Source organism: Lysobacter sp. GCM10012299, assembly GCF_042649405.1.
Lineage (GTDB): Bacteria > Pseudomonadota > Gammaproteobacteria > Xanthomonadales > Xanthomonadaceae > Lysobacter_J.
This window is the reverse complement of the sequence record NZ_JBHRZC010000003.1, coordinates 660,868-673,392: the sequence shown is the minus strand read 5'-3', so window position 1 is coordinate 673,392 and position 12,525 is coordinate 660,868. Positions and strand designations below refer to the sequence as shown.

13 protein-coding genes are annotated in these 12,525 nt (G+C 68.5%); 3 read left to right on the top strand and 10 right to left on the bottom strand.

Annotated elements, in window-relative coordinates:
* Positions 1-104: 104 nt before the first annotated feature.
* The 3 genes from ACFOPO_RS10980 to ACFOPO_RS10970 all read right to left on the bottom strand — a co-directional run bounded on the left by ACFOPO_RS10980 (position 105) and on the right by ACFOPO_RS10970 (position 3,593).
* A complete protein-coding gene (locus tag ACFOPO_RS10980; protein WP_386703228.1) occupies positions 105-1,124 on the bottom strand; it encodes a TIGR00266 family protein in 1,020 nt (339 codons plus the stop codon).
* Between the two features lie 100 nt (positions 1,125-1,224).
* Positions 1,225-1,914 (bottom strand): aspartate/glutamate racemase family protein, encoded by a 690-nt coding sequence (locus ACFOPO_RS10975; protein WP_386703227.1) that lies wholly within the window; start codon positions 1,912-1,914, stop codon positions 1,225-1,227.
* Positions 1,911-3,593: a M28 family metallopeptidase gene (locus ACFOPO_RS10970; RefSeq protein ID WP_386703226.1), complete on the bottom strand. Its 1,683-nt coding sequence runs from the start codon at positions 3,591-3,593 to the stop codon at positions 1,911-1,913. Before ACFOPO_RS10970 ends, ACFOPO_RS10975 begins: the two co-directional genes overlap by 4 nt.
* A 101-nt stretch (positions 3,594-3,694) precedes the next feature.
* Here ACFOPO_RS10970 and ACFOPO_RS10965 point away from each other — a divergent pair, with 101 nt between their 5' ends.
* Positions 3,695-4,354, top strand: a complete 660-nt coding sequence (locus ACFOPO_RS10965) for a DUF2238 domain-containing protein (protein WP_386703225.1) — start codon at positions 3,695-3,697, stop codon at positions 4,352-4,354.
* Position 4,355: 1 nt separating this feature from the next.
* On the opposite strand, the gene ACFOPO_RS10960 is transcribed toward ACFOPO_RS10965, so the two are convergent.
* Positions 4,356-5,120, bottom strand: a complete 765-nt coding sequence (locus tag ACFOPO_RS10960) for a rhomboid family intramembrane serine protease (RefSeq protein WP_386703224.1) — start codon at positions 5,118-5,120, stop codon at positions 4,356-4,358.
* A gap of 124 nt (positions 5,121-5,244) precedes the next feature.
* Here ACFOPO_RS10960 and ACFOPO_RS10955 point away from each other — a divergent pair, with 124 nt between their 5' ends.
* Positions 5,245-6,414 (top strand): class I SAM-dependent rRNA methyltransferase, encoded by a 1,170-nt coding sequence (locus ACFOPO_RS10955; protein ID WP_386703223.1) that lies wholly within the window; start codon positions 5,245-5,247, stop codon positions 6,412-6,414.
* A 98-nt stretch (positions 6,415-6,512) separates the two neighbouring features.
* Positions 6,513-7,871 (top strand): DNA recombination protein RmuC, encoded by a 1,359-nt coding sequence (gene rmuC, locus ACFOPO_RS10950; RefSeq protein WP_386703222.1) that lies wholly within the window; start codon positions 6,513-6,515, stop codon positions 7,869-7,871.
* A gap of 239 nt (positions 7,872-8,110) precedes the next feature.
* Here rmuC and ACFOPO_RS10945 read toward each other — a convergent pair whose 3' ends face one another.
* From ACFOPO_RS10945 to ACFOPO_RS10920, 6 genes are all read right to left on the bottom strand, one after another.
* On the bottom strand, positions 8,111-9,169 hold the full coding sequence (locus ACFOPO_RS10945; protein ID WP_386703314.1) for an MlaA family lipoprotein: 1,059 nt from the start codon (positions 9,167-9,169) through the stop codon (positions 8,111-8,113).
* A gap of 196 nt (positions 9,170-9,365) precedes the next feature.
* Positions 9,366-9,647 (bottom strand): STAS domain-containing protein, encoded by a 282-nt coding sequence (locus ACFOPO_RS10940; protein WP_386703221.1) that lies wholly within the window; start codon positions 9,645-9,647, stop codon positions 9,366-9,368.
* A 2-nt stretch (positions 9,648-9,649) separates the two neighbouring features.
* Positions 9,650-10,324: a phospholipid-binding protein MlaC gene (locus ACFOPO_RS10935; protein ID WP_386703220.1), complete on the bottom strand. Its 675-nt coding sequence runs from the start codon at positions 10,322-10,324 to the stop codon at positions 9,650-9,652.
* Complete coding sequence (gene mlaD / locus ACFOPO_RS10930) at positions 10,321-10,884, bottom strand: outer membrane lipid asymmetry maintenance protein MlaD (protein WP_386703219.1); 564 nt, start codon at positions 10,882-10,884, stop codon at positions 10,321-10,323. The genes ACFOPO_RS10935 and mlaD overlap by 4 nt, the downstream gene beginning before the upstream one ends.
* Before the next feature lie 27 nt (positions 10,885-10,911).
* Positions 10,912-11,661, bottom strand: coding sequence for an MlaE family lipid ABC transporter permease subunit (locus ACFOPO_RS10925; RefSeq protein WP_386703218.1), 750 nt, complete (start codon positions 11,659-11,661; stop codon positions 10,912-10,914).
* A gap of 28 nt (positions 11,662-11,689) precedes the next feature.
* Complete coding sequence (locus ACFOPO_RS10920; RefSeq protein WP_386703217.1) at positions 11,690-12,478, bottom strand: ABC transporter ATP-binding protein; 789 nt, start codon at positions 12,476-12,478, stop codon at positions 11,690-11,692.
* Between the last annotated feature and the right edge of the window lie 47 nt (positions 12,479-12,525).

The following is a 12,525-nucleotide window of genomic DNA, read 5'->3' as shown; positions in this document are numbered from 1 at the left end:
CATCCCTCGTCATCCCCGCGGAGGCGGGGATCCAGGGACGTTGCTCCGGCCCTCGGCACCCAGGCAACGTCCATGGGTTCCCGCCTTCGCGGGAACGACGGATGTCAGAACCCGTTGTCACCATCCAGGATGCGACCCAGGCCGCCCAGCACCGAGCCCTCGCCACGGTTCTGCCCGCCGCCCTGCGGCGCCGCGGCCAGCATGCGGCCGGCCATGCGCGAGAACGGCAGCGACTGCAGCCAGACCTTGCCCGGGCCGGTCAGCGTTGCCAGGAACACGCCTTCACCGCCGAACAGCATGCTCTTGATGCCGCCGACCGCACGCACGTCCATCTGCACGCTGTCGTGGAAGGCCATCACGCAGCCGGTGTCGACATCCAGCCGCTCGCCGGCACGCAACTCGCGCTCGACCACGGTGCCGCCGGCATGGACGAACACCCAGCCGTCGCCCTCGAGCTTCTGCATGATGAAACCCTCGCCGCCGAACAGGCCGGTGAGGATCTTGCGCTGGAAGTGGATGCCGACGCTGACGCCGCGCGCGCCGGCCAGGAAGCTGTCCTTCTGGCAGATCAGGCGGCCGCCGTGCTCGTCGAGCTTCATCGCCAGCACCGTGCCCGGGTACGGCGCGGCGAAGGCGACGCGTGCCTTGCCGTTGCCGGCGTGGGTGAAGACCGTGGTGAACAGGCTCTCGCCGGTCAGCACGCGCTTGCCGGCCGACATCAGCTTGTCCATGAAGCCGCCGCCCTGGCCACTCTGGCGACCGTCGCCGAATACGGTGTCCATCTGCACCGCGGCGTCCTTGTACATCAGTGCGCCGGCTTCCGCGATTGCGCTTTCGCCCGGGTCGAGCTCGACCTCGACGAACTGCATGTCATTGCCGACGATGCGGTAGTCGATGTCGTCACTGCGCCCGCGCGACGGCGGCGGCGACGGCGGCAGGTGCGCGGGCAGGGTGTCGACCGCCTCGGCGAACTCCGGCACCGACTTCACCGCCTGCCAGCCGGCCATGCCTTCGCGCCAGCACAGGTCGTTGGGATTGCGGCGCGCGTGCGCCTGCGCGGCGGCAAGGTCGAGCGGACCGATGCGCTGCGTGCTACCGGCGGGGACGAAATACCACTGCGACATGACGGCATCCTGCGGGGGTTGAAAGCGGCGAGTGTAGCCGTGCCCGCTGACCGGGCATCGGCCGAAGGTCACCGTCGTCGCGGGTGCAGCGCCGTTGCGTTCAGGCCAGTGCGGCCAGTGCCGCATGCCGTGCATGCAGCGCCGCGGTGTCGAACAGCGGCACGGTGGCGTCGTCGTTGCCGACCAGCAGTCCGATTTCGGTGCAGCCCAGGATCACACCCTGGGCGCCGCGCGCGACGAGGTCGGCGATGATCCGTCGATACTGCTGGCGCGATTCGTCGCGGACCTGGCCCAGGCACAGTTCGTCGTAGATCACGCGGTGGACGATGCCGCGGTCGTCGGCCTCCGGCACCAGCACGTCCAGACCGTGGCCCGCCAAACGCTGGCGGTAGAAGTCCTGCTCCATCGTGAAGCGCGTGCCGAGCAGGCCGACGCGCTGCAGCCCGCGGGCGCGGATCTCGTCGGCGGTGGCGTCGGCGATGTGCAGCAACGGCAGGCCGCTGGCGGCTTCCACCGCGTCGGCGACCTTGTGCATGGTGTTGGTGCAGATCACCAGCAGCTCGGCGCCGCCGGCGCGCAGTGCGCGGGCGGCGTCGGCCAGCACCTGGCCGGCGGTGTCCCAGTCGCCGCTCATCTGCAGGCGTTCGATCTCGGCGAAGTCGATGCTGTACAGCAGCAACCGCGCCGAGTGCAGGCCGCCCAATTCCTGCTTCACGGTCTGGTTGATCAGACGGTAGTACGGCACCGTTGATTCCCAGCTCATGCCGCCGATCAGGCCCAGCGTCTTCATTGCGCGTGCGCCTCCGCCTTGCCGGCCGCCTGGCGGCCGAAGCGTTCGCCGAAGAAGTCGCCCGTGTTCCATGCCGGGCGTTGCGGCGCGTCGGCAATCAGGCTGCCGATGCGGGCGTTGAGCAGGGCCAGGCGCGCAGCATCGGCGTACTGGATCGGCTGGCTGACATCATCACCGGGCTGGTGGTAACGCTCCTTCAGGAACGCCTCCTGGATCTTCTGGGCGCCTTCACCTTTGTAGCCTCCATCGAGGTACACCGCCGGCACGCCGGCGCGGATGAAGGCGTACTGGTCGCTGCGCACGAATACCACCTCGTCCGGCGACGGATCCGGCGACAGGCCGACGCCGACTTCCTTCGCCGCCTGCTGCACCAGCGCCTGCAGACTGGAGTGCTCGATGCCGATCGGCACGACGTCGTCGGTCGGCGCCAGCAGCATCGGCATGTCCATGTTGACGTTGGCCACCATCGACTCGCGCGGCACGGTCGGGTTGCGGGCGAACCACTCCGCGCCCAGCAGGCCCTTCTCCTCGGCGGTCACGGCGACGAACAGCAGCGAGCGCTGAGTCGGTGCCGGCGCGTGGGCGAGGCGATTGGCCGCCTCCAGCATCACCGCGATGCCGAGCGCGTTGTCGAGCGCGCCGTTGTAGATCGCGTCGCCGTTGACCGGCGCGCCAATGCCGACGTGGTCGAGGTGGGCGCTGAACACCACGTACTCGGACTTCTTCGCAGCATCGGTGCCATCGACACGGGCGACGACATTGCGCGAGTCGATCGGCGTGATCTCGGTGCGCGCCGACAACTTCACCGTGCCCGGCAGCTCGAACGCGCGCAGCTTGCCGTCGCGCAGCTCCTGGAACAGGCCCTTGGCGCTGCGGCCATTGGCCGACAGCAGGGCGTCGGCGCTTGCGGCGCTGATCATGGCGGCTACCTTCAGCTGCGGCCAGGTGTCGATGCCCTTGCCGTCGCTGCCGCGCAGGCGCATGCCCGGGCGGTTCCAGTTGCTGGCGGCGCGTGTCCACGGCCGCTTCTTCTCGTCCTCGTCGCTCTGCACCGCGATCACGCCGACGGCGCCGCGCCGCACCAGTTCCTCGGCCTTGGTGCGACTGGAGGAATAGAAGGCACGGCGGTCGTTGTCGAAGCGCGCCGGCGCACCGTTGAACACCACCGCGATCTTGCCCTTGACGTCGACGCCGGCGAAATCGTCGTGCTTGAGTTCCGGCGCGTACACGCCCTGCCCCACGAACACCGCCGGCGCTTCCACATGCGCATCGGCCTCGTTGTAGTTGACGTTGGGCAGGAACTGTTCGCGGAACGTTAGCGCCGTGCTGCGGCCGTCGCGGTTGATCACCAGCTCGTTGCCCTCGGCCTGGATCACGCCACGCAGCATCGGCACGCGCTGGAAGTAGCTGCCGTCGTCGCCGGCCGGTGCGAGCCCGGTCGCGCGCATGCGCTGGGCGACATACAGCGAGGCCAGGTCATAGCCGCGCGTACCGGCCTCGCGGCCTTCGAGCAGGTCGTCGGCGAGGAAGCGCACATCGGCTTCGATGCGACGCGCATCGGCGCCGGCCGAGGTGTCGTAGGTTTCCTTCGTCTGGGCGGCAGGCGCGGTGGGCGCGCTCGTTTGACGCTGGCAGGCAACAAGCAACAAGGCGAGGCTGAGCAACGCGGCAGTGCGCATGTCCGGTTCCGGTTCCCGAGGTCAGGGCGCGACGCTAGCACCGCGGGCCTGTCGGGCCAAATGCCGGCCGGGCTATGCTCGCCCGCACCGGAGGACCGCCCATGACCTCAGCCGTTGCCTTCCTGCCCGCCGACCACATCGCACGGCCACCCACTCGCGGCGAAGGCTGGGGCCTGGTCGCCCTGGTGGTTGGCGCCCTGCTCTGGTCGGCCATTGCGCCCAAGGACCGGCTGACCTGGTTCATGGAAGTGGTGTGGGTGATCGTCGGCCTGCCGGTGGTGATGCTGGCGTGGGGGCGCTTTCCGTTTACGCGGCTGCTGTGCTGGCTGCTCGCCGCGCACGCGCTGGTGCTCATTTACGGCGGCGCCTACACGTACGCCGAAACGCCGCTGGGATTCTGGTTGCGTGACTTGTTCGGCTTCGAGCGCAACCCGTGGGACCGCGTCGGCCACCTGATGCAGGGCTTCGTCCCGGCCATCCTCGCCCGCGAACTGCTGATGCGCTGCACGCCGCTGCGTCGTGGCGGCTGGCTGGTCTACCTGGTGCTGGCCGCGGCGCTGAGCTTCAGCGCCCTGTTCGAGTTGATCGAGTGGTGGGCGGCGCTGCTGTTCGGCGCCGACGCCGATGCATTCCTCGCCACCCAGGGCGATGTCTGGGACACGCAGTGGGACATGTTCCTGTGCCTGTGCGGGGCGATCGTGTCGCTGCTGCTGTGGTCGCGGTTGCACGACCGGCAGCTGGGGCTGGTCACCGCTCGCTGACTCAGGGCTCCCTGCGCGGAGGGAATCGCAAGACGGTGCCGGGCTGCTGGTCCGGGCGATTCCACAGCACCGGCACTTCGCGCGGGCTGGGCGGTTCGAGTTCGTCAACAGCGGGGACCATTGAGTCTTCCTCGTCCTCCCAGCTGTAGCGCTTGCGCGGCGGCAGCGGATCCACGCGGCGCAGCAGCCATGCGGCCAGCACGCCGGCCGCAGCGCCACCCAGGTGGGCCTGCCAGGACACGCCCGGCTCGCGCGGCAGGATCGTCAGCAGCATGCCGCCGTAGAACATGAAGGCGAGCATGGCCGCGGCGATGCTGGCGCGGTCGCGACGCAGCAGGCCGAGCACGAACACCAGGAACATCAGGCCGTGGCTGAGGCCACTGGCGCCCAGGTGATGCGAACCCGGATCGCCGAGCAGCCAGGCACCGAGCCCGGAGCCGATCCAGATCAGCGGCAGCGCGCGCAGCGTCGCGCGCGGGTACAGGCCGCCGGCCAGCGTGCCGAGCATCAGCAGTGCGATCGAGTTGGCCGCCAGGTGCTCGAACGAGCCGTGCAGCAGCGGCGCCGCCAGCACGCCGAGCAGGCCTTGCAGCGACCACGGCTGCACGGTCCAGGCGGCGACGTCGAAGTGCCCTTGGGCGCTGAACACCGCCGCCAGCACCAGCACGAAGGCCAGGCTGAGGTTGAAGGCGCGCAGCCAGCGGTGCTTGTCGGCCTTGCGCTGGGCCGGGGTGTCGGGGACCGCTTCGGGCGTGGGCAGGTGCATGTTGAGCAGATTGATCCGGCTGGCGGCGAAAACAAGCCGGTGGCGGCGGGCTTCTTTGTCCCAACCCTCTGCACGAAGCCCTATTTCCCAAGCAGTGAACACCCCCACCCCGTAAAATGCCCGGATGAACGCCCCCTACCCCGCTGTACGCCTCAAGAACGCCTGGAAATCCACCCACCCCTGGATCTTCCAGCGCCTGGTCGAAAAGCCCGCGCAGAAACCCAAGCCCGGCACGATCGTCGATGTCTACGGGGTCGAGGGCGACTGGATCGGCCGCGGCTTCTACAACGGCCACTCGCGCATCGCCGTGCGCATCCTGGAAGCCAACCCCGACGTCGAGGTCGACGCCGGCTGGTTCGCGCGCAAGATCGCCGAGGCCGTCTCGCTGCGCCGCGACGTGCTCAAGCTCGACGCCGTCAGCGATGCCTGGCGCGTGTGCCACAGCGAAGGCGACGGTCTGTCGGGCCTGGTCGTCGACCGCTACGGCGACCTGCTGGTGGTGGAGTTCTTCAGCGCCGGCATGTTCCGCCACCGCGAATGGATCTACGACGCGCTCAGGGCGCAGTTCCCGGGCTGCCGCTTCTACAGCTTCGCCGACGAGCACGTGCAGAAGCAGGAAAGCTTCGACTTCCGCGGCAGCGAACCCGTGCAGCCGGAAGTCATCACCGAATACGGCATCAAGTTCCGCGCCGATCCGGCCGGTGCCCACAAGACCGGCTTCTTCGCCGACCAGCGCGAGAACCGCGAGTGGCTGTCGCAGCAGGTCGAAGGCAAGCGCGTGCTCGACCTGTGCTGCAACACCGGCGGTTTCGCGGTCTACGCGGCGGCGCGCGGTGCCAGCGACGTCATCGGCGTGGACATCGACGCCGACGTCATCGAGATCGCCAAAGCCAACGGCAAGCTCAACAACGTGCGCCCGCGCTTCGTCCAGGCCGACATCTTCCCGTGGCTGCGCGACGCCGGCATCCGCGGCGACCAGTACGACGTGGTCATCCTCGACCCGGCCAAGATGACCCGCGACCGCGAGCAGGTGATCCCGGCGCTCAAGAAGTACCTCGACATGAACAAGCTCGCCATGAGCGTGGTCAAGCCGGGCGGACTGTTCGCGACGTTCTCGTGCACCGGCCTGGTCAGCGAGGAGCAGTTCCTCGACATGCTGCGCCGCGCCGCGTACTACGCCGGCCGCACCGTGCAGGTGCTGAAGGTGGCCGGCGCCGGTGCCGACCATCCGTGGCTGGCGCAGGTGCAGGAGTCGCGCTACCTCAAGGCCGTGTTCTGCCGCGTGGTGGACTGAGCCCGTCGTTCCCGCGAAGGCGGGAACCCATGGACGTAGGCCGTCGCCGCAGGGCGACGGTTCTCAGGGATTGAGACCGGACCGGCTAGACTGGCGCCATGCCTGATCCGTCCCTGCTGCTGCTCGTCCTGCTCGTCGCGGTGATCACCGCGATCGTCCTCCTCGTCATCCTGCTGCAGCGCAAGCCCGAGGGTCAGTTCGACCGCCTCGAGCACGCGCTGCGCGAGGAACAGCGCGACGGCCGCAGTGAACTCCGGCAGCAGCTAGACAGCCTGTCGATGCAGCAGGAGCAGCGCATCGAAGGCTTCGCCACGCGCCTCAACGATGCCGCGGCGCGCACCGACCAGCGCCTGGAAGACCTGCGCGAAGCGCTCACTGAAGACGCCCGCAAGGCCCGCAGCGAAACCGCGCTGGCGCTGAAGGATTTCGCCACCGCCCTCGACACCCGCGTCGGCGAGCTGACCCGCAACAACGAAGCCCGCATGGGCGAGATGCGCACCACGCTGGAAGCCAGGCTGCGCGAGCTGCAGGCCGACAACGCCGCCAAGCTCGAGCAGATGCGCGCCACCGTCGACGAGAAGCTGCACGCGACGCTGGAAACCCGCCTCAGCGAAAGCTTCGGCCACGTCACCCAGATGCTCGCGCAGGTGCACCAGGGCCTGGGCGACATGAACAAGCTCGCCGCCGACGTCGGTGGCCTGCAGCGCGTGCTGACCAACGTGAAGTCACGCGGCGTGTTCGGCGAAGTGCAGCTGGCCGGTCTGCTCGAGCAGGTGTTCGCGCCGGACCAGTACGCCTCCAACGTCGCCACCATCCCCGACAGCACCGAGCGCGTGGAATTCGCCGTGCGCTTCCCGGGTTCCTCAGGCGATGCACCTGTGTGGCTGCCGATCGACGCCAAGTTCCCGCGCGAAGACTACGAGCGCCTGCTCGACGCGCAGGAGCGCGGCGAACCGGAATTGGCGCGCGCTGCCGGCGACGCACTGGAACGACGCGTCCGCCACGAGGCCGCACGCATCCGCGAGAAGTACATCGCGGTGCCGCACACCACCGAATTCGGCATCCTGTTCCTGCCGACCGAAGGCCTGTACGCGGAAGTGTTGCGTCGCCCGGGCCTGGTCGATGCGCTGCAGCGCGACGTCCGCATTGCCGTGGCCGGTCCGACCACGCTGCTGGCGCTGATGACCAGCTTCCAGATGGGCTTCCGCACGCTGGCGATCGAGAAGCGCTCGAGCGAGGTCTGGCAGACGCTGGGCGCGGTCAAGACCGAGTTCGCGAAGTTCGGCACCGTCCTCGACGGCGTCAAGAAGAAGCTCGACGAAGCCAGCAACAAGATCGAGGAAACCGGCCGCCGCACCCGCGTGCTGACCCGCAAGCTGCGCGACGTCGAAGCATTGCCGGCCGAGGAAAGCCTGCGCCTGATCGGCCCGGACATCGAAGACCAGACCGACGATTGAGCCCCGTCGTCCCGGCGAACGCCGGGACCCATCTTCGCTCGTCATTCCCGCGAAGGCGGGAACCCAGGGACGTTGCACCTGCTCGTCATTCCCGCGAAGGCGGGAATCCAAGGACGTTGCACCTGCTCGTCATTCCCGCGAACGCGGGAATCCAAGGACGTTGCACTTGGATGCACCGCGCAAGCGCAAATGGATCCCGGCTTTCACCGGGATGACGGTGAGGTTGCTGGTGCCCTACCCTAGCCGCCGTCCGCCGGCATGACCGGCAGCGCGTCCACAGGCACCTGCGGATTGCTGTCGTCCTGCAGGTAATCCGGCAGCGTGTCGGTGTCGTCGCCGTTCATGCGGTCGCCCTGGATCTGGTAGTCGCGACGCTGCATCCACGCATCACGCACGAGCGTGTAATCGTCCTCGGCGCCTTCGCGAAAGCTGTCGGTGGCCAGCAACTGCGAGCGTACGTCGACCAGCTGCAGGCCCTGCAGCGGAATGCGCACGCGGTCGGCCTCGACCTGGCGCAGCGGGCTCAGCGGCGCGTCGCCGAACAGGCCCAGGGTGTCGCGCACGGTGCGCGGTCCGAACAACGGCAATTCGAAGTAACGCGAACTCTTCCAGCCCCACACGCCGAGCGTCTGGCCGAAGTCCTCGCCACGGTTGGGCAGCTTGGCGTCGGAGGCCGGGTCGAAGATGCCGCCGATGCCCAGCGTGGTGTTGAGGAGGAAGCGTCCCAGCGACTGCCCTGCCTGCTTGGGCTTGCCCTGCAGCAGCGCATTGACCGCGGACACCGGCTGGCCGAGGTTGTTGAAGAAGTTGCTTATGCCAAGACGAAAGGGACGCGGCACCACCTTGACGTAACCGCGCGCCAGCGGCCGCGCGACGCCGCGGTCCACGGCGTTGTTGAAGCGGTGCATCTTGCGGTTGTACTTCTCCCACGGGTCGTAGACCGTCGGCATCGTCGCCGGCGTGGGCAGGTTCGGATCGGCGTAGCCTTCGTCCGGCGTGCCGTACAGCGCGTCGTAGTCGCGCTCGGCATCGGTGCGCTCGTCGCTCGGCGGCACCGGCGTCGGCTCGGTCTGCGGATGCGGTTCCGGCGTGGGTTGTTCGACCGGCGTGGTCGGTGCCGGCTCAGTCGGGACGGGCTCGCTCGGGACGGGCTCAGTCGGAACCGGTGTCGCCGGTTCGGGAGTCGCTGGCGTCGTCGCCGCCGGCGTGCCCTGCTCCGGCGTGGTCACCGGCTGGCCATCGATGCTCGCCTTGACGCACGCACGCGCCTTGGCCGCGTCGTCGCCGGCTTCCTTCATGCAGCGCTCGAACTCTTCGCGCTGCTGGCCCGACAACGGGCGCGTGAGGATCTGTGCGTGGCCAAACAACGGCACGCAGGCGAGCACTAGAGCGATAAGGGGTGCGTGGGGGCGCATGGGTCGCAGTGTAGAGGCTCAAGGGGAGGCACGCCCCGGCACCGGCGTGACCGTGGCCGGAACGCAGTGTTCGTACGGATCAGCCAGCGAAGGCCAGTGCTTCGTCGAGGCGGTAGGCGGCGCGCAGTTCGGCCAGTCCCGGCGGATCGCCATTGACCTGGGCTATCGAACCGCGGGCACACAGCTCCGAGAGCAGGGCCAGCCCGGCGCTGTCGACCCGGCTGACAGCGGCCAGGTCGATGCGGCGCAGTCCCGGCCCCAGCGTGCGCAACTGCGCCCACAGCGATGCAACCGCGGCGCGCTCGAGCGCGCCGCTGAAGGCGAGGGTGTCACCGTCCTGGCGGACCGTCGCGGTGGTCATGCTCAGTTGCTGCTGGCGGCCGCCTGCAGCCTGCCCGCCTTGATGTCGGCGGCCACCTGCGGGATCGACTTCTGCTTGAGCGGGGCGTCGAACTGGTTGCGGAACGTCTGCACGAAGCTGACGCCCTCGACCATCACGTCGAACACCTTCCACTGCGTGCCGACCTTGCGCATCAGGTAGTCGACCGGCACGGCCTCGTTGCCCTGGCGCAGGTACTCGCTCGACACCTTGACGATGGCACCGCCGCGGATCGGCGTTTCCGACTTCACCCGCACCTTGAGCTTGGTGTTGAGGTCGAGCAGGGACGAGCCGTAGCGCTGCATCAGGCTGTCGGCGAGCGCGTCGGCGAAGACCTTCACGTCGGCGTCGGAAGCGCCGCGGCCGTGCACGCCGAGTACCAGGCGGGCGGAGTAGTCGCGGTCGAAGATATTGTCGAATTCGCTGGCGATGAACTGACGCAGCGCGCCGCGATCCTTGCTGAATTCAGCACGGCGGCTTTCCAGCGTCGCCAGGATGCGGGTGCTGTTGCTCAGCACCAGCGCGCTCGGCGAACCGGCCGGCGCGGTGCTGGCGGCAGCAGCGGGAGCGGCGGCAGGCGCGGCCTGCGCCAGCACGGCGGCGGGCGCGGCCACGGCGAGGGCGCCGGCAATCATCAGGGAGAGAATGCGGTTGTTCATTTGGATTTGGTCTCGTCCGTGGGGGCGGCATCGCCCTTCAGGTAGTCGGGAACGTCGGCAGAGGGGTCTGCGGCTTGGCCGGCATTGTCGGCGGGCTTGGCGCCACCGCCGCTGAACATGTATTTGCCGACCAGCTGGATCAGGTCGACCGCGGACTGGGTCAGGTAGATCTCGTCGCCCGGCTTCAGCGAGTCCGGATCTCCGCCGGGGGCGAGATTGATGTAGCTCTCGCCCAGCAGGCCGCTGGTGAGGATGCTGGCGGCGGTGTCCGCCGGCAGCTTGTCGTAGCGCTTGTTCACCGCAAGGGTCACAACGGTGTCGAACTTGACGGGATCGACGTCGATCTTGTCCACATGTCCGACCGCCACGCCGCCGATCTTGATCGGGGCGTTGGGCCGAAGTGCGCCGATCGTCGAGAAACGTGCGGTCAACGGGTAGGTATCGCTGCCAAGGCCCCAGCGGCCATTGGTCGAGGCCAGGGCCAGCACCAGCAGCGAGCCCAGGGCCAGCAACAGGAAGGCGCCGACGGCAAATTCGATTCGGGGGGCGCGGATGCTCATCGATGGGTACTCATAAGGTGCGTCGCCTCACCGGAAGAGGAAGGCGGACATGACGAAATTGAACATCAGCACCAGCAGCGAGGCATTCACCACCGCGCGGGTAGTGGCCACCGAGGTGCCTTCGATGGTCGGCTCGGCGTGGAAGCCGACGTAGGACGCAACCAGCGCCGCGGTGCCGCCGAACACGGCCGACTTCACCAGCGCCATCAGGAAGTCGTCGACAAAATCGACGCTGTCCTTCAAAACCTGCCAGAACGTGCCGGCATCGAGCCCGATCACGTGCACCGACTCGAAGTAGCTGGCGGTGATGGCGAAGCTGCAGAAAAAGCCCGTCAGCAGCGGCACGCAAATCACGGCGGCCCAGAAGCGCGGGGCCACGGCCTTGCCGACCGGGTCGATCGCCATCAGGCCCAGGGCGGTGATCTGGTCGGTGGCGCGCATCAGGCCCAGCTCGGCGGCAATCGAGCTGCCGGCGCGGCCGATGAAGAGCAGGGCGGTCAGGACCGGTCCAAGTTCGCGATACATGCCCAGGCCGAGCAGGGCGCTGACCTGGGCGGTCGCGCCGTACGTCTCGAGCGCGCGATAACCCAGCAACGTCACCGAAAGACCGACGAACGCGCCGCCAACGGCAATGATCGGCAGCGAACGTGCGCCGATCTTGTAGATCTCGCGGACCAGCTCCCTGAAGAAGTCCGGGGTTGGCTTTGAAGCCCGGAACACCGACAACGAGAACAGGCCGGCGCGGCCAAGCGAACGGGTCGCGGCTACGAAAGGCATCAGGACATCTCCATCGACTGCGGGCGCATCATGCCGCCTCCGTCGCGCGCGGCGCGGCGTCGAACGCGATCGGGCCGTCCGGCTCGCCCTTCAGGAATTGCCGCACGAGCGGGTCGTCACTGGCTTCCAGCTGGGCCGGGGTACCGGAGAAGACGATGCCGCCGTTGGCGATGACGATGGCATGGTCGGCCACCGGCAGGGTTTCATGGACGTGGTGGGTGACCACGATGCTGGTCAGGCCCAGGGTGTCGTTGAGGCGACGGACCAGGGCCATGACCACGCCGCTGGCGATCGGATCCAGTCCGGTCAGCGGTTCGTCGTAGATCATCAGCGGCGGGTCCAGCGCCAGCGCTCGCGCCAGGGCGACGCGGCGGGCCATGCCGCCGGACAGTTCCCGCGGGTAGGCGTCGGCGGCGGCACGCAGGCCGACCGCATGCAGCTTCATCAGCACCAGCTGGCGGATCACCGGCTCGGGCAGGTTGGTATGGGCGCGGATCGGCAGCGCGACGTTCTCGGCCGCGGTGAGGTCGGTGAGCAAGCCATTGCCCTGCAGCAGCACGCCGATGCCTTTGCGCAGTTCAAGCAGTGCGCGACGACCTTGCGGCACCGGCTTGCCCAACACCTCGACCGAACCCGCCGCCGGCGCAAGCTCGCCCGTCAGTGCCGCCAGCAGCGTCGACTTGCCACTGCCGGACGGACCGAGCACGGCGACGATGCTGCCGCGTGGAACGTCGAGGTTGATGTCGTGCAGCACCGTGCGTCCGCCGCGATCGAGGCGGAGCTGGTGGAGGCGGACGATGGGGCCTTCGTTGCTCATGCGCGGGGGTGCATTCCGGAACTGCCGTGCAGCAAGGCCGGCAGTGT